The sequence below is a fragment of the Acetatifactor muris genome, assembly GCF_024623325.1.
Lineage (GTDB): Bacteria > Bacillota > Clostridia > Lachnospirales > Lachnospiraceae > Acetatifactor > Acetatifactor muris.
This window is the reverse complement of record NZ_JANJZD010000002.1, coordinates 140,172-161,806: the sequence shown is the minus strand read 5'-3', so window position 1 is coordinate 161,806 and position 21,635 is coordinate 140,172. Positions and strand designations below refer to the sequence as shown.

Annotated in this window: 14 protein-coding genes; 11 read left to right on the top strand and 3 right to left on the bottom strand. The window is 48.7% G+C overall.

Annotated elements, in window-relative coordinates; all coding sequences use genetic code 11:
• Positions 1-33 precede the first annotated feature (33 nt).
• Positions 34-939: a helix-turn-helix transcriptional regulator gene (locus NSB25_RS02605; RefSeq protein ID WP_103237842.1), complete on the bottom strand. Its 906-nt coding sequence runs from the start codon at positions 937-939 to the stop codon at positions 34-36.
• A gap of 383 nt (positions 940-1,322) precedes the next feature.
• On the opposite strand from NSB25_RS02605, the gene NSB25_RS02600 reads away from it, so the two are divergent.
• From NSB25_RS02600 to NSB25_RS02580, 5 genes are all read left to right on the top strand, one after another.
• The gene (locus NSB25_RS02600) at positions 1,323-3,314 is read left to right on the top strand and encodes an alpha-glucuronidase (protein ID WP_103237843.1); all 1,992 of its coding nucleotides are present in this window, start codon (positions 1,323-1,325) and stop codon (positions 3,312-3,314) included.
• Between the two features lie 24 nt (positions 3,315-3,338).
• On the top strand, positions 3,339-4,277 hold the full coding sequence (locus NSB25_RS02595) for an ABC transporter permease (RefSeq protein WP_103237844.1): 939 nt from the start codon (positions 3,339-3,341) through the stop codon (positions 4,275-4,277).
• 96 nt (positions 4,278-4,373) lie between these two features.
• Positions 4,374-5,288: a carbohydrate ABC transporter permease gene (locus NSB25_RS02590; RefSeq protein ID WP_242982262.1), complete on the top strand. Its 915-nt coding sequence runs from the start codon at positions 4,374-4,376 to the stop codon at positions 5,286-5,288.
• Between the two features lie 99 nt (positions 5,289-5,387).
• Positions 5,388-7,103: a type 2 periplasmic-binding domain-containing protein gene (locus NSB25_RS02585; protein WP_103237845.1), complete on the top strand. Its 1,716-nt coding sequence runs from the start codon at positions 5,388-5,390 to the stop codon at positions 7,101-7,103.
• Positions 7,104-7,258: 155 nt separating this feature from the next.
• Complete coding sequence (locus NSB25_RS02580) at positions 7,259-9,346, top strand: glycoside hydrolase family 3 C-terminal domain-containing protein (RefSeq protein ID WP_103237998.1); 2,088 nt, start codon at positions 7,259-7,261, stop codon at positions 9,344-9,346.
• 68 nt (positions 9,347-9,414) lie between these two features.
• Here the strand turns inward: NSB25_RS02580 and NSB25_RS02575 are convergent, their stop codons facing one another.
• Together NSB25_RS02575 and NSB25_RS02570 are read right to left on the bottom strand one after the other, a co-directional pair.
• Positions 9,415-10,257 (bottom strand): AraC family transcriptional regulator, encoded by an 843-nt coding sequence (locus NSB25_RS02575; protein ID WP_103237846.1) that lies wholly within the window; start codon positions 10,255-10,257, stop codon positions 9,415-9,417.
• Between the two features lie 155 nt (positions 10,258-10,412).
• Positions 10,413-12,677, bottom strand: coding sequence for a glycogen/starch/alpha-glucan phosphorylase (locus NSB25_RS02570; RefSeq protein WP_103237847.1), 2,265 nt, complete (start codon positions 12,675-12,677; stop codon positions 10,413-10,415).
• Between the two features lie 138 nt (positions 12,678-12,815).
• On the opposite strand from NSB25_RS02570, the gene NSB25_RS02565 reads away from it, so the two are divergent.
• From NSB25_RS02565 to prmA, 6 genes are all read left to right on the top strand, one after another.
• A complete protein-coding gene (locus NSB25_RS02565; protein ID WP_242982263.1) occupies positions 12,816-13,709 on the top strand; it encodes an AraC family transcriptional regulator in 894 nt (297 codons plus the stop codon).
• Between the two features lie 125 nt (positions 13,710-13,834).
• Positions 13,835-14,941 carry a ribose-phosphate diphosphokinase gene (gene prs / locus NSB25_RS02560; RefSeq protein ID WP_103237848.1) on the top strand — a complete coding sequence of 369 codons (1,107 nt, stop codon included), beginning with the start codon at positions 13,835-13,837 and terminating at the stop codon, positions 14,939-14,941.
• Positions 14,942-14,990: 49 nt separating this feature from the next.
• Positions 14,991-16,577 (top strand): AAA family ATPase, encoded by a 1,587-nt coding sequence (locus NSB25_RS02555; RefSeq protein WP_103237849.1) that lies wholly within the window; start codon positions 14,991-14,993, stop codon positions 16,575-16,577.
• A 324-nt stretch (positions 16,578-16,901) separates the two neighbouring features.
• Positions 16,902-18,905: a 2-isopropylmalate synthase gene (locus NSB25_RS02550; protein WP_103238000.1), complete on the top strand. Its 2,004-nt coding sequence runs from the start codon at positions 16,902-16,904 to the stop codon at positions 18,903-18,905.
• A 5-nt stretch (positions 18,906-18,910) separates the two neighbouring features.
• On the top strand, positions 18,911-20,650 hold the full coding sequence (locus NSB25_RS02545) for an O-antigen ligase family protein (RefSeq protein ID WP_103237850.1): 1,740 nt from the start codon (positions 18,911-18,913) through the stop codon (positions 20,648-20,650).
• A complete protein-coding gene (gene prmA / locus NSB25_RS02540; protein ID WP_103237851.1) occupies positions 20,647-21,633 on the top strand; it encodes a 50S ribosomal protein L11 methyltransferase in 987 nt (328 codons plus the stop codon). The genes NSB25_RS02545 and prmA overlap by 4 nt, the downstream gene beginning before the upstream one ends.
• The last annotated feature ends 2 nt before the right edge of the window (positions 21,634-21,635 follow it).

Genomic DNA, 21,635 nt, shown 5'->3' with positions numbered 1-21,635 from the left:
CGGCGGTTTGACTGAAAAGGCAGGCCGCTGCGGTCATTTCTGCGGATGGAGGTCTGCGTCAGAGTGGGTTTTAAAGCGGCGGTTGTTCAGCTGCCGGTATTCACTGGGGGTACAGCCCTTGACAGACTTGAAAATGCGGTTAAAAGTAGACAGGCTGTTGAAACCTGACTGCATGGCAGCTTCTGTGACGGACAGGCCCGGCATAATAAGGAGCCTTTCCGCACAGGAGATACGTTTATTCATAAGGTAATTATAACAGGTCATGCCTGTGAACTGCTTGAATAACCTTGAAAAGTGAAACTTGCTGAAGCCGGTTTTTTCTGCCAGTGCTTCCACAGTCAGGTTTTCTGCGCAGTGATCACAGATATAATTACAGATAGCCATAAACTTTTCGGCATATTCGTGCTGTTTGCCCGGCATGATATCCGGGAATTTGACAGTGGCGTTTAATGTTCTGCGGCCGAGCAGTGTGAAAAAGCGGAGCAGGTGAGAATAGATAGATGCTTCCGCCAGAGGCTCATTTCCGAAGTATTCCCGCTCCACTTCTGAAAGGCAGGCACACAATGACCGGGAGAATTCAGGGTCGTCGGAGCTGCGGATCAGCATATAGGGATGAAGAAGGTGGAACAGAGAACTCATATCACTGGAGCGGAAGACGGAGGACAAATCCAGCAGGGCAATCAGACGTTCACCCTTTCCTGGGGGGGCGGAGAGGGAGTGGAGCTCGCCGGGCGGAATGAGGAGGATGTCTCCCACATTCAGAGTAAAGTCGGTTTCTCCCACCTTTGCAGAGTATTTTTCCCGGTAGGGCATGATAATTTCCATAGCCATATGCCAGTGTATCGGGTAATTCTCGTTTTCCCTGTTGTGATAGAGGCGGATGCCCTTGAGGTTTCGGTAGACTACGGTTTCCTGAATGCCGTTCAGAACTTCTATCATGTCGCCTTTCCCTTTCAGTATAATCTGGTGTTGATAAACAGCAATTATTGCACAATGCAGAAATTGCTGTTTTTTAATGCCCGTTTACATGCTATTACCGGAAAAAGTGAAATCATAGTACAAAGAATACAATAAAAAATTTCTTCTTTATAAATAAACTATAAATAAGTATACACCAGATAAAAAGAAAAAGTAAACATAAATATAAAAAATGTGAAACAGGAAAATAAAAAGTAGCAATATGTGAGCACAGCACAGCATTAATTGATAGGAAAAAAGTATACAATACGCTTATAATTTGAATTAAGTTTAAAAAATTAATATACAAAATACCCAATAAAGCTTTGGCTTTATGTGGAGAAAGTCAGGGAGGTGAGAAAGAAATGGATTTTGAACAGGCATGGCTTTCTTACAGAAAGCGCACGGATGACACGAACAGACAATATTTTGCGGCTGTATATGGAGAATTCGAGGAACCGGTGATGAACACGGCGTTCCTGGAAATCGAAAGAGCGGCAGCGGAAATTCTGGATGTGAAAACAGAGCGGAAGAGGGGAATGCCGGAACCGGGTGCGACGGGTATCTGGCTGAAAACAGACCCGGAAGAGGCACTTTCCGAAGAAGGATACCACATCAGTGAGAGGGACGGTCTTGTGGTGATTGCAGCCGGCGGAGTCAGGGGAATTTTGTACGGAAGCTTTGCGTGCATTCGATATCTGCAGACAGGGCGTACCCTGAGGGGAGCGGAGCTCAGGGAGAATCCATCCAATCCGCTCAGGATACTGAACCACTGGGACAATATGGACGGAAGCATTGAGCGGGGATATTCGGGGAAATCCTTTTTCTTCCGTGATCAGGAAGTCCTGATTAATGAGAGGACTGTGGCTTATGCCAGACTGGCGGCTTCGGTGGGAATCAATGGGGTGGTAATCAATAATGTGAACGTCAGGGGGAATGCCACCCGGCTTATCGAAGAACCCTATGCATCCAAAGTGGCGGAAATGGCGAAGATTTTCGCAGATTACGGAATCCGTCTCTTCTTGAGTCTGAATTTTGCGGCGCCTATGGAACTGGGTGACTTTGACACCGCCGATCCGCTGGACGAAGAGGTCCGCGAATGGTGGAAGGAAAAAATGGGGGAAGTATTTACCCGGATTCCGAATCTGGGGGGCTTTCTGGTGAAAGCGGACTCGGAGGGGCGCCCCGGACCGTTTACATATGGGCGGGATCACGCGGACGGTGCGAATATGCTGGCGGAAGCTGTGAAGCCCTACGGGGGAATCATTATCTGGCGCTGTTTTGTGTACAACTGTCAGCAGGACTGGCGGGATTATAAGACCGACAGAGCTCGGAGCGGATACGATAACTTTGCTTCACTGGACGGCAGATTCCTTGACAATGTGATACTGCAGGTGAAGAACGGCCCCATGGATTTCCAGGTTCGGGAGCCGGTACATCCGCTGTTCGGGGGCATGAAGGAGACCAATCAGATTCTGGAAGTACAGATTGCGCAGGAGTACACGGGACAGCAGCGGCATGTGTGCTATCTGATTCCCATGTTCAGAGAGATTCTGGCGTTTCGGACATATTGCAGTGAGACAGAAGACACCGTGGCGGATATTGTCAGCGGAAGGACCTGGGGGAATAAGCTGTGCGGTATGGCGGCAGTGGCCAATACAGGAGATGATGTCAACTGGACGGGACATGACATGGCGGCGGCAAACCTGTATGGATTCGGAAGGCTGAGCTTTCAGACGGATCTGACAGCGGAAGAAATCGCGGAAGAATGGATTGTCTGTACCTTTGGCGACGACAGTGAGGTAAGAGAAAAAATCCTGAAAATTCTGATGATGTCCTGGCCGGCATACGAAAAGTACAATGCACCTCTGGGGATTGGCTGGATGGTGAACCCCAACTTTCATTACGGGCCCAGTGTGGATGGGTATGAATACTCCAGATGGGGAACCTATCACCGGGCGGATCACGAAGGACTGGGTGTGGACAGAAGCGACAGAGGAACCGGCTATGCGATGCAGTATAACGAGCCCAATGCTTCTCTGTACAATGACCTGGACAGCTGCCCTGATGAATTGAAGCTGTTTTTCCATCATGTGCCATATACCTACAGACTGCGTTCCGGCAAAACGGTTCTGCAGCATATTTATGACACCCATTTCGAAGGTGTTGCAGATGCGGAGAAGATGAAAGAACTGTGGCAGTCTCTGGAAGGCAAGGTGCCTGAGAGAATTTACAGACGTGCGCTGGAGAGATTGGAACATCAGGTATGGCATGCGGCGGAATGGCGTGATCAGATCAATTCCTATTTCTTCCGGAAGACGGGAATCGGGGACGAACAGGGAAGAGAGATTTACTAAAAATAAAAAGAAAGCGGTGATGAAATGGCAAAGCAAAAACAACAAAAAAACCATCTGGGAAAGGTGAATCTGGGAAAGCATTTGAAAAAGGAATGGATGCTGTATTCGTTTCTGATTATTCCAGTGTTGTATTACATCATTTTCAAGTACATACCGATGTTCGGCAATGTGATTGCTTTCCGTAAGTATTCCGGCGGACCGAACATTTTTGGTCAAAAGTGGGTGGGTTTCAGATATTTCAAACAGTTCCTGAAGGATCCTTCCTTCTGGAATGCGTTCCGCAATACACTGACGCTGAGCATTACCTATCTGATCTTCCGTTTTCCGATTACTTTGACATTTGCGCTTTTACTGAATGAAATCAGAAATCTGAAATGGAAGAAGTTCGTGCAGACCGTTTCCTATCTGCCTCACTTTATTTCCATGGTTATCATAGCCGGTATGATCAAGGAAGTGGTATCGCTGACAGGCCCTATCAACACCATGATCGAATCCCTGGGCGGGGAGAAGATTTCCTTTATCCAGGAAGCTTCCTGGTTCCCTCCCATTTATATCATCTCCGGTATCTGGCAGGGACTGGGCTGGGGAACTATCCTGTACCTTGCGGCAATGACGGGTATCAATATGGAGCTGTACGAAGCAGCCAAAGTGGACGGCGCCAATCGTTTCAAGCAGGCAATCCACGTAACGATTCCCGGCATTATGCCCACGATTGTGACTCTGCTGATTCTGGATATCGGCGGAATCATGGGTTCCAATTTTGAGAAGATTATCCTGTTATATTTACCTTCTACCTATGAAACAGCAGATGTTATTTCCACACTGGTATACAGAATGGGTATCAGCGGCGGTAATTTCAGCTATGCCACGGCGGTGGGTCTCTTTGAAGGCGTGGTAGGTCTGATTCTGGTTGTAACCGCCAACCTGGTCTCCCGAAAAGTGACCGAGGCAAGTCTGTGGTAGCAGATGTGGAATTGGAAAACAGTATCTGTTCGGAAAGTCTCCTCAAATGTCAGGGGCAGCCGGCGGATGCGGAACTGAAAACAGGAGGTAAAAAAGATGGCTAAGAAAGAATCAGCCAGCTCAATGAGCGGAGTAAAAGTAAGAAAGTCTACAGGATATAAAATTTTTATCGTAGCCAATACCCTGATTATGCTTGGAGTGGTGTTCTTCACCCTGTACCCATTTATCTATCTGGTGGCACAGTCCTTCAGCTCGGAGAGAGCGATTTATGCCGGAGAGGTCAGCTTTTATCCGGTGGAGTTTACGACGAAGACCTATGAGGTCATTCTGAGCAAACCGGATTTCTTCATCTATTATAAGAATACAATTGTGTATGCAGTGCTGGGAACACTGATTTCCCTGTTTGGTTCTGCCATACTGGCGTATCCTTTGTCCAAACAGCGGCTGGTGTTAAATAAGTTTTTCACACCTTTTGTAGTGTTTACCATGTTCTTTGCAGGCGGTATGATTCCTTCTTACGTACTGATCGCACAGGCCCTGCATATGCGTGACACTTTGTGGGCCATCATTATCCCCGGGGCAATCAGTACCTACAATGTGCTGATTATGAAGTCCTTCTTCGCGGGGCTTCCGGGAGAGCTGGAGGAGGCGGCTTCCATCGATGGAATGAATGCCTATGGAATTTTTGCCAAAATCATCATTCCTCTGTCCAAACCGGTTCTGGCTTCCATGTTCCTGTTCTATATCGTGGGAATCTGGAATAACTGGTGGGGTCCGTTCCTGTATCTGGATACGAAGAGCAAATGGCCTGTGGCACTGTACCTGCGTCAGATTATCATGGGCGCAACCGGTACCCAGGAAATCGGTGTGGCCAGCGAGGAGGCCAGCCAGATTGCCGCAAACGTCCGCTCCTGCTGTATGGTGCTGACAGCGGCGCCCATTATCTGTGTCTATCCTTTCGTGCAGAAATATTTTGTACAGGGTATGATGATCGGTTCCGTTAAGGGTTAATGTGTGCTGAAACTGTGCGCAGAACTTTTTACAATGTGTTCAGGAGGCAGAGGAGAATGCTCTGCCCATAGAACTAAATAAATTTAAAGGAGGAAATTTATGAAAGCGAAAAAAGTGTTGGCTTTGATGCTGGCCGGTGCAATGGTTCTATCCATGGCAGCCTGCGGCGACGAAGGAGGAAACTCTTCCGCACCTGAGAACAGCGGCGCTGAGAATTCGGATGCCTCATCCGGCGGTTCTGAGGAACTGATCAAGACAGATGTGGCAGATTCCGAAAGTGAGGGGGAACTGGACTATACTTATGGCGAAGGTGTAACCTTCCATTCCAATGAACCGGTGGTTTATTCCATGATGTATTCCGATCATGAGAATTATCCTTATCAGGAAAACTGGAGACTCTGGTCTGCCATTGAGGAGAAGACCAATGTAACCTTTGACCTGACCATCATCGCCAGAACAGACTACGAGGACAAGAAGTCCGTGCTGGTTAACTCAGGTGACTCTCCTTACATTATCCCGAAGACTTACAGCGAGGGACAGTATGTAAACGGCGGTCAGGTAGTAGCCATTTCCGAGTGGGTACAGTATATGCCCAATTACCAGAAGTGCGTAAAGGACTGGGGAATTGATCAGTATCTGAAGGTACAGCTTCAGGCTGACGGCAAGTATTATAAGCTTCCCGGTATCTGGGAGGCAGCAGGCGGCGGTTACGCTTTCATGATCCGGAAGGATGTATGGGATGCCGCAGGTGTGGATGTGACAGAGCTGGAGAAGACCTGGACCTATGAAGATTTCTATGAGGCATGCAAGAAGGTAAAAGAGTATACCGGATGTGATTATGTGATTTCTGATTATTCCAAGGGTGACTGTCTGCTGAATATCGTCGCTGCTTCCTATGGCGTCGCTGCAGGCTGGGGATTTGGCACTTTGAAATTTGATCATGACAAGCTGGAGTTCTATTATCCGGATACCACGGATAACATGAAAGAATATCTGACTTTCCTGAACAAAATGGTAAAAGAAGGTATCCTGGATCCGGAATCCTTCTCTCAGGATGATGACACTGCAAGGGCTAAATTCTTCAACGGTGAGTCTTTTGCAATGACTGCGAACTATCAGCAGCTGTCCGATTATACGCCTAATGTGACGGCTAACTTCCCGGAGGCGGAGCTGTACATGGCACTTACACCCGGAGGACCTGCCGGATTCCCTCAGATGGAGAATTCCAAGCTGGAAAATGGTATCATGATTGCCCAGAAGGCGCTGGATGAGCTGGGTGAAGAAGAGTTCATCAAGATGCTTCGCTTTGTAGACTGGCTGTGGTACTCTCCGGAAGGCCAGATGCTGTCTCTGTGGGGAGTAGAGGGTGAAACCTATACCATGGAAGGCGACACTGTGAAGCTGGATCCCGGCATCACTTACAATGGCCTGAATCCCGGTGCGGAGAAGAAGCTGAATGTGGACTATGGTTTTGCCGGTGGTGTATTTGCTTACGGCGGTTCCAGCTGGCTGAAGACTTCCAAGATGAGCGAAGGAGAGAGAGATTTCAACAACAGAATCTTTGAATACAGGAACGAGCGTCCTATTGATCCTCCTTATATGCCGAGCGAGGAAGAGAGCGAAGAGCTGAATCTGATTTCCACACCGCTGGGTGATGCCACCAAGACCTGGATCCAGAAATTCATTGTGGGTCAGGCTGATATCGAGACACAGTGGGATGAGTACAAGGCGGAACTGGAAGGCCTGGGTGTACAGAATTATATAAACAGGGTAAATGAGATTTTCCAGAATAATAAATCCAAACTTGGCTATTAATGCAGACAAGCGCAGAATGCTGTGTGGGGGAGGAACCGCCTGGGGCGGTTCCTTTCTTATCATATGGAAAGTTATATGGGAAAGGCGGCTATTGGGCTGTTGGGGGAATTGGATTTACAAGTACAGGAAAAGGAAAGGTTCAGGAGGAAAAGAGGATGGACAGAGCAGAAGCAGGAAAAAAAGCGAGAGAGCTGGTCTCAAAAATGACGCTGGAAGAAAAGGCGTCCCAGCTGCGGTATGATGCCCCGGCCATCGAACGGCTGGGGATACCGGCCTATAATTGGTGGAACGAGGCGCTTCATGGAGTGGCAAGGGCCGGGCAGGCCACAGTATTTCCCCAGGCCATCGGCATGGGAGCGGCATTTGATGAAGACCTGGTGTCTGATATTGCGGAAGTGATTGCAGAGGAAGGACGGGCAAAATACAATGCCTATTCCGGACAGGGAGACAGGGATATCTATAAGGGACTGACCTTCTGGGCGCCAAATGTAAATATTTTCCGGGATCCCAGGTGGGGAAGGGGACATGAGACATACGGGGAGGACCCTTATCTTACTTCCAGACTGGGTGTGAGATTCGTGAAGAGCCTTCAGGGAGACGGACCTGTGATGAAGGCGGCTGCCTGTGCCAAGCATTTTGCCGTACATTCGGGACCGGAGGGACTGAGACATGAATTCGACGCCCGGGCCACGGCAAAGGATATGGAAGAGACCTATCTGCCGGCATTTGAAGCGCTGGTGAAGGAGGCGGAGGTAGAAGCCGTGATGGGAGCCTACAACCGTACCAACGGCGAGCCCTGCTGCGGCAGCAAAACGCTGATTCAGGATATTCTGCGGGGGAAATGGGAGTTCCAGGGACATTTTGTGTCAGACTGCTGGGCGATCAGAGATTTCCATACGCATCATAGGGTAACTGATACTGCGGAAGAGTCTGCGGCCATGGCATTGAATGCCGGATGCGATGTGAACTGCGGAAATACTTATATTCATATGATGAGTGCGTACGAGAAAGGGCTTGTCACAGAAGAGGCCATCACAGAGGCGGCTGTGAGACTGTTCACTACCAGATACTTGCTGGGATTATTCGAAGAGACAGAGTACGACAATATTCCCTATGAGAAGGTGGAGTGCAGAGAGCATCTGACACTGGCGGAAAAGGCTGCGGCAGAAAGCTTTGTCCTTCTGAAAAATGATGGTATTCTTCCGCTGCGGAGAGAGGGACTGCACACCATAGGAGTGGTTGGCCCCAATGCGGACAGCCGGACTGCTTTAATCGGAAATTATTACGGAACAGCCACAGAGTATATTACAATTCTGGACGGAATACGTCAATATGTGGGAGAAGACATCCGGATTCTTTATTCTGTCGGTGCTAAACTGGCCGGAGAGAAGACAGAAGGATTAAGTCATCGCCACGACAGGATATCCGAGGCCAGGATTGTGGCGGAACACAGCGATGTGGTTATCCTGTGTCTGGGGCTGGATGAAAGTCTGGAAGGAGAAGAAGGCGACAGAAGCAATCAGTATGCCTCAGGGGATAAGATATCTCTGAAGCTTCCGGATTCACAGCTTGCTCTGATGGAGGCTATGGCGGAATGTGGGAAACCGGTGATTCTCTGCATGTGTGCGGGAAGCGATATCGATATGGGTTATGCCAGCGAACATTTTAATGCCGTGGTTCAGCTGTGGTATCCCGGTGCTCAGGGCGGAAAGGCGGCAGCCAAAATGCTGTTCGGTGAAATGTCTGCGTTCGGAAAGCTTCCGGTGACTTTTTATGAGACGCTGGAAGAGCTTCCGGAGTTCACAGATTATTCCATGAAGGGGAGAACCTACCGTTATATGGAACGCAAAGCCCAGTATCCCTTTGGATTTGGACTGAATTATGGGAAGACAGTGCTGAAGGACGCAGCTTTCAGGAACGGCATTGTGACAGTAACCGTGAAAAATGAGGGAATATGTGATACGGATGAGATTGTGCAGGTATACATTAAAGCCGAGGATTCCACGTTTGCTGTTCCCAATCCGCAGTTGTGTGCTTTTAAGCGGATTACTGTAAAGGCAGAGGAAACTGTAACGGCAGAATTGCCCATTGACGCACGGGCGTTTACTGTAGTGGACGAAAATGGAGAGAGATTCCGTCCCGGAGGCGCTTACAAATTATATGTGGGCTTTGGGCAGCCGGATGCGAGGACGGAGGAATTGACGGGAATGAAGCCTATGGTGATTTCCGTGAACAATTCATAGAACATTTATACAGGGCGACAGCCGCATCAGGCAATGGGGACTTACCTGTCGGGGGGATATCGCGCAGATCAGGAACTGCGCTTTCGATATTGCCCCGGGGTAAGTCCTGTATTTTTGCGGAACTGACGGCAGAAATGTTCCGTGTTGTTATAGCCGCATTGGGCTGCTATTTCTGCAACACTGTGTGTGGTGTAGGTCAGCAGGTCTCTCGCCCGGAACAGACGGAAGCTGATTACGTCATCCATACAGGAAATGCCGAATTTCTGCTTATAGATAAGCTGCAGATGACCTACGCTGATGTGCAGCTCTTTGGCCATATCGGAGGTATTCCAGGGCAGCTGCGGCGCCGCGGAGATTTTGCGGCGCAGTGCCAGCAGCTCGTGATCATGGAAGGAGCCCTCTGTATTCATCAGGTCATCATGCAATTTATAAAAAAGAATTCTGAGCAGCTGGGAAATGATGAGATTTGTTTCGGAAGAAACAGGATGAAGCCAGCTGGGATTTTTCTTCCTGACAGGAGAATCCGTGTCGGAATCGGCGCTGCCTCTGAGCGGGGTGACCATCTGGGAGGCCTCCCAGGTCAGAAGCTGAAAGAGGCTGCGACAATACTCCGGGTCTGAAACGGAAAAAGGCACGGCGTACTGGGGAAATTTTGTGACAAAGGATTCGTCAGAAGAGAAACGAATCCAGTGATTTCCGTATTGTTTCCCGGCAGCGCCGTACCAGATGGCGTGATACGGAGGATACAGGATAGCCGTATGGGCCGGGTATTCTGAGGTGACGCCGCTGACACGGAAAAGAGCAGGTGTAGTGGTGAGTACCAGTAAATAATTATGAAAACCTTCCGGAATATCATATCTGAAATCTACCGGATGAGCGGCGTCATATCCGACGTAAGAGATTCGGTTCATTTGTCTTTCCTGCCTGTCTGATATTTTGGGATTCGATACGTACCTTTACAGTGCTAGTATTATCCATTTTTCAGGAAAAGTCAAGACAGAATGCTGCTGTGACAGTTATGACAAATCGGCGCGTCTGCAGAAGGCGCGCCGATTTGCTGTACGTTTTAGATACCCAGATGCCAGATATCATTGTTATATTCCGCAATGGTGCGGTCTGAAGAGAAGAAGCCGGCCTTGCTGATATTGACCAGAGCTCTCCTGGTCCAGTCCAGAGGGTTTAGCGCATAGTCGGCCAGCGCCTGACTCTTGCGGACAAGGTAGGCATTAAAGTCGGGCAGAGTCTGGAACCAATCCTTCTGAATCAGCTCATTCTGGAGACGCCCCAGATGGTCCCGGCTGCCACGGGCCAGCATTTCGCTGCCGGTGAGGAAATTCACTGCCCTGCGGATATTGGAATCAATATCATACCACTCCCGGGCGCAATAGTCGCCGTGACGATACCTGCGGATAACCTGGGCGCTGCTCTCCCCGAAGATATAGATATTCTCCTGGCCTACGGCCTCGGCGATTTCCACATTGGCGCCGTCCATGGTGCCAAGTGTCAGTGCGCCGTTCAGCATGAACTTCATATTACCTGTGCCGGAGGCCTCTTTGGAAGCAAGGCTGATCTGCTCTGAGAGGTCACAGGCTGGAATCATTTTCTCGGCGGCAGTGACATTGTAATTCTCAATGAAGACAATCTGCAGCCACTTTGACACCTCCGGGTCATCAGCGATAACTGCCGACAGAACCAGCAGCGCATGGATAATATCCTTTGCGATGGTGTAGGCAGGGGCAGCTTTGGCGCCAAAAACGGCGGTCAGCGGTGTGCCGGGCAGATGTCCTGCCTTGATTTCAAAATACTGGTGAATCAGGTATAAAAGATTCAGCTGCTGACGCTTGTATTCATGCAGTCTCTTGGACTGAATGGCAAAGAGACTGTCGGGGTTGACAGTGATATTCTGTGTGCTTTTCAGCCAATGGGCCAGCGCTTTTTTGTTGTCCTGCTTGATGGCAGCCAGACGGCGCAGTACGTTTTCGTCTTCTGTGAAGGCCGCCAGCTTCTCCAGGTCGGAAGCGTCTTTTTTGAAGCCCGGTCCTATGAGGCTTTCGATAAAAGCGGTAAGCTCCGGATTACATTTCAGAAGCCATCTGCGGAATGTGATTCCGTTGGTTTTATTATTAAATTTTTCCGGATAGAGCCTGTAAAAATGGTTCAGCTCACTGCCTTTTAAAATTTCTGTGTGCAGGGCCGCCACGCCGTTGGTGCTGTGGGTGAAGTGGATGTCCATGTGAGCCATATGCACAAGGTCATTGTCATCAATGATGGCGGTGGACTTGTCTGCTGTCTTCGAGCGGACCAGGGCATCCAGCTTTTCGATGACCGGCATCAGCTGCGGTACGACTTTGTTCAGATAGTGTCTGGGCCATTTCTCCAGCGCTTCCGCCAGAATCGTATGATTTGTGTAGGCGCAGACTTTGGTGACGATTTCCACCGCTTCTTCAAATGCGATACCCTTCGCGCACAGGAGACGGATTAATTCCGGAATGACCATGGAAGGGTGCGTATCGTTGATCTGAACGGCAGCATAATCATAGAGATCATGGAGATTGCTGCCGCGTTGCGTGCATTCTTCCAGAATCATCTGAGCTCCGGCGCTGACCATCAGATATTGCTGATAAATGCGCAGAAGACGTCCGGCATCGTCGCTGTCATCCGGATAGAGGAACAGGGTGAGATTCCGGGCAATGTCGGATTTATCAAAGCTGATGCCTTCTTCGATACAGGAGCTGTCAACGCTGTCCAGATCGAACAGGTTCAGATAATTGGTACGTCCCTCATATCCGGTGACTGCGATTCGGTAGAGCCTGGCAGTGTAATCCTTTCCGGCCAGGGATACGGTGTAGGAGGTGTCGGTTTTCTCCGCCCAGTCATGGCTTCCCAGCCAGTAATCCGGAGTCTCATCCTGCAGAAGACTGGTAAAATTCTGATGAAACAGACCACAATGGTATCGCAGGCCTATTCCGTCACCGGGAAGATTCAGAGTGGCGACAGAATCCAGGAAGCAGGCGGCCAGTCTGCCCAGACCTCCGTTGCCCAGACTGGGTTCCGGCTCAATCTCCTCAAGCTCGGCCATGGATTTGCCGTGAGCTTCCAGACAGGATTTAACCTGGTCATAAAGTCCCAGATTAATCAGGTTATTGCTCAGTAATTTTCCGATTAAGAATTCTGCGGAAATATAATAAAGCTTACGTCCGCTGACAGGTACGACGCGTTTTGCGCTTTCAGCTTCTACCAGATGAAGCAATGCTGTATAGATTTCTTCGTAAGTACACATGTTCAGATCTTTTTTGCATAATTCTGTCAATGTGGTTTCCAGTTCTGCCATTTTGAAATCTCCTTTCCCTATGAAACGCATACAATATATTTTTATTTTTACCATATATCTGGAAATAATTCTTGTATAATACAATCAAAATATAGTACAATCCTATCATGTGAGAAGAGGAAGAGGCAGGTAAATGCTGTGAAGAAAGCAGATAATCAAGTTGAAATCAGTGAATCGGCATATTACGAGACAAAGAAACACTCTGATACAATGTTCGCATTTAATGTATATCCCTGTACAATTCCGACGGATTTTACCTTTGTGCCGCTGCACTGGCAGGACAGCGTGGAAATCATTTATGTAAAACGGGGGAAAGGGACTGTTCAGGTGAATTATGATGCGTTCACGGCGGCACAGGGAGACATTTTTCTGGTAATGCCCGGGCAGATCCACGGGCTGCAGAGCATCGAGGGGGAACAGATGGAATATGAAAATATCATTTTCGATTTGAGCTTTCTGGGCGGGAATCATATTGACATCTGCTCACAGAAGTACCTGCAGCCCATGGCCAGCGGGAAAATACAGCTGCCTGTCCACATAGGGAAGAAAAATCCGCTGTACGGAGAAGTTTCGGCCTATCTGGACGCCGCGGACCGGCTTTGTGCATCCCGGCCTGCCGGATATGAGCTGGGGGTGAAGGGCAGGCTGCTGCTGGCGTTCTCGGTATTGTTTCAACAGGGAATTGAACAGAGAGGCAAAGCCGCAGAAACAGAGCATGTGGAAAAGCTGAAGACGGTGCTGGCCAGAATCAAGAGAGATTATGACAGGAGGCTGACCATCAGAGAGATGGCGGACGAATGTGGATACAGTGAAAGCCATTTTATGAGGTGGTTCAGGGAGGCCACGGGGTTCGGTTTCTCCGGCTATCTCATCAGATTTCGACTGGAGAAAGCGGCGTATGCGCTGCGAAACAGCAGCGACACGGTGCTGCAGATTGCAGAGCAGACCGGCTTTGATAATCTGTCAAATTTCAACAGGCTGTTCAGGAAGGAATTTGGAACGACGCCGAGCCGGTTCAGGAAGGAAATGTGAGAGAATGTCAGTGCAGAACGGAAAGGAATAATGAAATGTTGACAAATTTGACTTGTAAAAGTGAGAGAGATAATATAAACTGTAAATGAAAACGCGGCATCAGGTCATAACAAAAGGAGGAAAACATGAGTCCATTGGCAGCAAAGCATTCTATTCCTATTGTATTGATTCCTCTGTGCGGAACGGAGGAACTCTCCAGCAAAATTGAATATTATCTGAGAGAAACTTACAACAAAGAGGAATGTCATGTAGTGAATTCCCAGATTGTCCGGTTTTCCACAGGCGACGGAAAGGCGGTACTGGAGGAAACTGTCCGGGGAGCGGATGTGTATATTCTGGTGGATGTGGGAAATTATTCCTGCTCTTATCAGATGCACGGTCAGACAATTCCCATGTCGCCGGACGAGCATTTTCAGAATCTGAAGAGAACGGTATCTGCCATTGGGGGAAAAGCTTTCCGAATCAATGTGATTTCACCCCTTTTATATGCCAGCAGGCAGGACAGGCGGATTTCCCGGGAATCTCTTGACTGTGCCATGGCCCTGCGGGAGCTGGAGAACATTGGGGTGAGAAACATCACCGCTTTTGATGTGCATGATAATCGGGTGGCCAATGCGGTTCCCTATAACGGCTTTGACGATCTGTTTCCGATTTATCAGGTAATCAAGGCGATTAAGAAGCATTATCCCGATATAGAATTCTCGGAGGAGCATTCTCTGTTCATTTCTCCGGATTTGGGTGCCACCACCAGGAATTATAAATATACCAATGAACTGGGACTGGACATGGGCATTTTCTATAAACGCAGATCCAGAACCAAGGTGGTGGGCGGCAACTATGTGGTAGATGTACATAAATATATAGGGCCCAGCGTGAAGAACAAAGACGTATTTATTGTAGATGATATGATTTGTTCCGGAACTACCATGCTGGATGTGGCAAAATACTGTAAAAAGCAGGGGGCTAACAGAGTATTTGCAATAGCGACCTTTGCGCTGTTCACAGAGGGAATTCAGCGCTTTGACGAGGCCTATAAGAAGAATGCGCTGGAGGCTGTATTCATTACCAATGCTTCTTACCGCCGGGATGAAATCCGAAATGCGCCCTGGTATCGGGAGGTGGATATCACAAAATATATTGCCATCTACATCAACTCTGTGAATGCCGGCAAGTCCATATCAAAGCTTCTGGACCCCCATGAGAAGATACATCGGCTGCTGGATAAGGGGTGATAAGATGAGGACGGTTTATATAGGATAGAAAATCCGGGAAGGAAGAAGTATGGGGATGTATTTAAATCCTGGAAATGCAGGATTCCGCTCCATGATAAAGGGGTTCTACGTGGATAAAACGGGTCTGATTGCATATATCAATAATACGTTGGGAACCTCTGCAAAACTGACTTGTGTCAGCCGTCCCAGAAGATTTGGAAAATCATTTGCAGCCAAGATGCTGTGTGCATATTATGACAGAAGCTGTGATTCCAGAGATTTGTTTTTGAATCTGGAGATTGCGAAGGCTCCTTCCTTTGAGAAAAATTTAAATCAGTATGATGTCTTATATCTGGATATTACCTGGTTTATTTCCAATTCAAAAAATATCAGGGAGGCTGTGTTAAATCTGCAGGAAGAGGTAATTGAAGAACTGAGAGAGACATATCCTGCCGACAGGCCGAATACAGGTTCGCTGCCTGTGGAGCTGGCAAGAATAGGGTTGGGTACGGGACGAAGGTTCATTGTCATAATAGATGAATGGGATGCTTTGTTTCGTGAGGCAAGGACTGACACAGATTTGCAGGAAGAGTATATCCGGCTGCTTAGAGGACTGTTCAAAAGCAACCAGACAGATAATATGATTGAAGCAGCTTATATGACAGGAATCCTTCCTATCAAAAAGTATGGAACACAATCGGCTTTAAGTGACTTTTACGAATTTACAATGGTGTCTCCGTCACCATTGGAAGAGTATGTGGGATTTACGGAGCAGGAGGTACGGAGACTGTGCGACGGCTCGGAAGTGGACTTCACGGAAATGCGTTATTGGTATGACGGCTATTTGCTGGGAAAGGGCATTCATGTGTATAGTCCCAAATCGGTTTTGGATGCTGCCACGAGAAAATGCTTTAGCAGCTATTGGGTCCAGACGGAAACATATGAATCATTGAAATTTTATATTAATATGAATTTTGACGGGATGAAGGATGCCATCATTTTGATGCTTGGGGGAGAACGATGCAGAATAAATACAAGGAAATTCCAAAATGATATGACTTCTTTCCGTAGCAGGGATGACGTGCTGACACTGCTGGTGCATCTGGGTTATCTGGCTTTTGATTTAGAGAAAAGTGAAGTGTTTATACCAAATCAGGAGCTTATTGACGAATTTAAAAATTCAGTGGAAGATGGAGGATGGGAAGAAATTGCATCGGCGCTGAATGAATCGGAGAAATTATTGGATGCTACAATTCAGGGAGACGAATCGTTTGTCGCTGAGAATATCGACAGAATTCATATGAAAAACGTTTCGGTGCTTGAATATAATAATGAAAATGCGCTGAGTTGTGTGATAACATTGGCATATTACAGTGCCAGAAAAGATTATATCCTGATGAGAGAGTTACCTGCAGGAAAAGGCTTTGCAGATATTGCATTTCTGCCGAGAAAGGGGAAGAACAAACCGCCCATAGTCGTGGAATTGAAGTGGGCTCAGGCAGCTGACGGCGCTATCAGACAAATCAAAGAAAAGAGATATGAAGGTGTGTTGAAGGAATACGCCGGAGAGGTGATTTTAGCAGGAATCTGTTATGACAAAAAGGCGAAGAAGCATGAGTGTGTAATAGAAAGAAGCAGGGTAAGCTTTGAAAAGTAAGTTGGGAAAGGTTAATTTCAGCTTTATATACAATTAAAATGCAACAGAAAAAGTAATTATAAAAAGACGGAGAAAAGAGAGATAAATATGAAGTAAATTGGAGAAATAGAGAAAAAATGAGAATGGATTGAGTAAAATAAATCAATAATATACATTAAAAATATACTTGCATAATATTAAAATCTGTGTTACTATTTCTAAATCAGTAGCACAGATTTTTTATGAAGACCTGTGCAGAAAAAGTATATTCCGGAAATGATACAAGGGGTACAGGGAGAAGTTTTTCCTGAAAATTATCTGAATACAGGAGAGGGAGACAATTTTATGAAAGAATCAACAATCAGCAGAAAATACGGCAAGACATATCATATGCCTCCGGAGGTAACTTATGACTGGGTGAAAAAGGATTCCATAGAGAAACCGCCGGTCTGGTGCAGTGTGGACCTGCGGGACGGCAATCAGGCTTTGATTGACCCCATGCCGCTGGAGGATAAGCTGGCTTTTTTTGAAATGCTGGTGGATATCGGATTCAAGGAAATCGAGGTGGGTTTCCCGGCTTCCTCCGATACGGAATATAATTTCATACGCGCGCTGATTGAGCGCAACATGATTCCCGACGATGTGACCATTCAGGTGCTGACCCAGGCTAGGGAGCACATTATCCGGAAGACCTTCGAGGCGGTAAAGGGGGCTCCCCACGCGGTGGTTCATCTCTACAATTCCACTTCTGTGGAACAGAGAGAGCAGGTATTTAAGAAGGATAAGGAAGCCATCCGGCAGCTGGCGGTGGACGGTGCGAAGCTTCTGAAGGCGATGGCGGAGGAGACAGAAGGGAATTTCACCTTTGAGTACAGCCCGGAGAGTTTCTCTCAGACAGAGCCGGAATATGCGCTGGAGGTCTGCAATGCGGTGCTGGATGTGTGGCAGCCGGATTCGGAACATAAGGCGATTATCAACCTGCCTACAACGGTACAGGTTGCCATGCCCCATGTGTTCGCCTGCCAGGTGGAGTATATGCATAAGCATATGAAATACCGTGAAAACGTTGTGCTCAGCGTACATCCGCATAATGACAGAGGCTGCGGTGTCAGCGATGCGGAGTTCGGCATTCTGGCGGGCGCGGACCGGGTGGAAGGCACTCTGTTCGGTAACGGCGAGCGCACAGGTAATGTGGACATTGTCACTGTGGCGATAAATATGATGTGTCACGGCGTGGACAGCGGGCTGGACTTTTCTCATATTATGAAGGTCAGGGAAGCTTATGAGCAGTTTACAGGCATGAGAGTACACGAGAGAGTTCCCTATGCGGGAGACCTGGTGTTCACTGCTTTTTCAGGTTCTCACCAGGATGCCATCAGCAAGGGTATGGCCTGGCTGAAGGAGGGAAAGAGCGGGAACCGCTGGGATGTGCCTTATCTGCCGATTGACCCGGCAGATGTGGGGCGGGAGTATGAATCCGATGTGATTCGCATTAACAGTGTGTCCGGCAAGGGCGGTGTGGCTTTTGTGCTGAAGCAGCAGTTCGGATTTTCCCTGCCGGCGGCTATGAAGGAAGAAGTGGGCTATCTCATCAAGGGTGTGTCGGACAGAAGGCATCAGGAGCTGCACCCTTCGGAAATATACGAAATTTTCGAGGAAAATTATATCAATCCCCGAAGTGTGTTCCGCATTCCCGAGTGCCATTTCCGCCAGGAAAAAGGAATTCAGGCAGAAGTGACCATAGAGCAGAACGGTGAGACGCGGGTCATCAAAGCAGGCGGAAACGGACGGCTTGACGCGGTGAGCAATGCTATAAAGACTTATTTCGGTATCAGCTATCAGCTGGCCGTGTATGAGGAGCATGCCATCTCGAAGGGATCCAGCTCCCGGGCGGCGGCCTATGTGGCCGTATTGTGCGGCGGAAAGCACTATTGGGGTGTGGGTGTGGACGAAGATATCATCAAGGCTTCCATAGCTGCGCTGGCTTCCGCCGCCAATAAGCTTGCTGTGGAGCAGCACATAACTGAGGGCAGAGAAGAACGTATTGTGGAGATAATCAGTTTTATCAAAAACGATTATAAAACAGTGACGCTGGATACCCTGTCTGAAGCGTTTCATCTGTCAAAACCTTATCTGTCCAAATATATTAAGGAAAAGGCCGGTATGACTTTCCAGGAGGCCGTGAAGAAGGAGCGGATGAAAAAAGCCCGCACCATGCTCCGGGAGACAGACATGACGGTAGAAATGGTGGCAGTGGAAGTTGGATACGAGAATGTGGAGCATTTCAATCGACTTTTCAAGAAAAATTATGGCATGACTCCCATGCAGTACAGGAAGCAGGAGGAGTAAGAAGATTGCCAATTCTGTCTGAATATGATAAGCTGAAATACATGAGGCAAAATGACAGAAACATTTATAATATGGAAGAGAAGGCGGTTCCGACGAAAGACAGAAATGAATTTTTAGAAGTATTATGTAATATGTTTATTATTGCACTGCTGGTAGCCCTGCCCCTGTACACGGGGAAGGGCTACTGGCAGTTGGGAGATACGAAATATATGCTGTTCCGAAATCTGTCTCTGCTGTGTCTGGGCGGGTGGCTGACAGTAGGGATGCCAGCGCGTATCTGCACGGTTATGAAAAGGATGAGAACCGCTGTCGGCGGGCAGAAGAGAGCCGCAGGACGGAGGGGGTTCAGCGGGACTGATTTTGCCGTGGCGTGTTACGGAGCGTGTGTGCTGGTATCGGCGCTTGTAAGTCCGTATGGGCGCCTTGCATGGGCCGGGTATGAAGGCTGGTACATGGGAGCGTTTTCTCAGATTTTGTTTGTGGGGATCTACTTTTTTGTATCCAGGCAGTATGACGGGGAAAAGTGGCCGTTGTATCTGGCGGAGACGGCGCTGTTGTTGGTGACAGTGCTGGGACTGCTCCACAAGCTGGGAATAGACCCGCTGGGGCTGCAGAGCGGATGGAACAGCGGTGACTGGGTATACAGTCATATGCTGTCCACACTGGGAAATATCAACTGGCTCTGCGGTTATTACAGCGTGGCGCTGGCTTTTGTGACGGCACATTTCCTGCGGGAAGAGAATAAGCTGCTGCAGGCAGTGCTGTATGCGGCGACTGTAATGGCTTATGTTTTGCTGGGGATCCAGGGGAGCCAGAGCGGTCTGCTGATTCTGGCGATCTGTACCGCAGTCTGTGTGCTGGCAGGGTGGAGAAGCATACAGGTTCTGCGGAAGCTGTGCCTTGTACTGAGCGGTTTTTTTCTGTGTCTGCCGCTGATGGATTTCCTGATGAAGCTGCGCGGAAAGAAAGCGGCGGTGGTGCGGGACGGGAATATCCTGGAGAGTGTGGAGTGGTACACATGGATAATCGGAGGACTTTTTTTCCTGGGGCTCTTTTGGATTCTGGCCGGAAAGAAGATTTCCGGCTGGTGGCAGTCTCATTGGGGAGAAAGAGACAGAGCAGAAGTCTCTCTGTCAAAGGAGGAAAAAAAGGAGAATGCGGTTATTGTCATATTGCTGACGGGCGGAGTTCTGATTGGGCTTTTTTTGCTGTTCCGGGCAGCTGTATATTTTGTGGATGACGGCTTCGGCAGCGGGAGAGGCTTTTTGTGGCGAATCGCCCTGGAGAATGTGGAAGGGGCAGGATTGAAGGAGAAGCTGATTGGCGCAGGGCCTGACTGCTATGCGGAGGCGGTTTTTAACAGACTTGCCATGGGGACGGATGTCTGGAAAGGAGAGTACTGGGAAGGTGCGGTCTTCACCAGTGCGCACAGTGAATATTTAAATCAGCTCTGCAATGTGGGATTACTGGGAACTGTAAGTTATCTGGCTGTTTTCCTGACAATGCTGTGGACCTGCGGGGGCAATATCCGGCGGGGAGAGGGCGGCATTGAGGACTGGCTGGGACTGCTGGCAGCGGCAATGTACGGAGCGCATTCGCTGGTCAGCTTCCAGCAGGTACTGAATACGCCGCTGCTGTTTCTCACATTTGGGATATGTGAGGGGATAAGACGCCGGCGGACGGAAGGGGAAAGCGCAGGACAGGAGAAAGTAAAAGGTGGAATGACGGGAGGTAAGGCGGAATGAAATGGACAAAATTTAAAGTAAAGACAGTGACCGAAGCAGAGGATATCGTCATAAGTACCCTGTACGATATCGGTCTGGAGGGAGCGCAGATAGAGGATAAGGTGCCGCTGACCGCACTGGAAAAGGAGCAGATGTTTGTGGACATTCTGCCGGAAGGTCCGGAGGATGACGGCGTTGCGTATCTGAGCTTTTTCGTGGAAGAGAGAGAGGATGGCAGCCTGGAAGTCCAGGGAGAGAGGACGGACGCGGAAACGGTTCTGGAGAAGGTGAAGCAGGAGCTGGAGGAACTGCGGCAGTTTTGTGATATCGGAGAGGGAACCGTTACTGTGGACGAGACAGAGGACATTGACTGGATTAATAACTGGAAACAGTATTTTCACCAGTTTTATATAGATGACATTCTGGTGATTCCTTCCTGGGAGGAGAAAAAGGAGGAAGATGAGGGCAGGATGGTGCTGCACATTGACCCGGGTACCGCCTTCGGCACGGGAATGCATGAGACCACGCAGCTGTGTATCCGGCAGCTGAGAAAGTTTGTGACTCCGGAGACTACATTGTTGGATGTGGGGACCGGCAGCGGGATTCTGGCGATTCTGGCCCTGATGTTTGGTGCCGGACATGCCGTGGGGACAGATCTGGATCCCTGTGCGGTGGAAGCTGTTGCTCAGAACTGCGAAGCCAACGGGATTACACCGGAACAATTTGAACTGCTCATCGGGAATATCATTACGGACAGGGAGATTCAGGACAGAGTAGGGTACGAGTGTTATGATATTGTGGCGGCAAATATTCTGGCGGAGGTTCTGGTGCCGCTGACGCCTGTCATTGTAAATCAGCTGAAGAAGGGCGGGATTTATATTACTTCCGGCATTATTGACGACAGGGAACAGACGGTGGTGGAGGCGGTGAAGGCTGCCGGACTGGAAGTTCTGGAAGTCACATATCAGGGAGAGTGGGTCAGCGTAACTGCCCGGAAGCCCTGAAA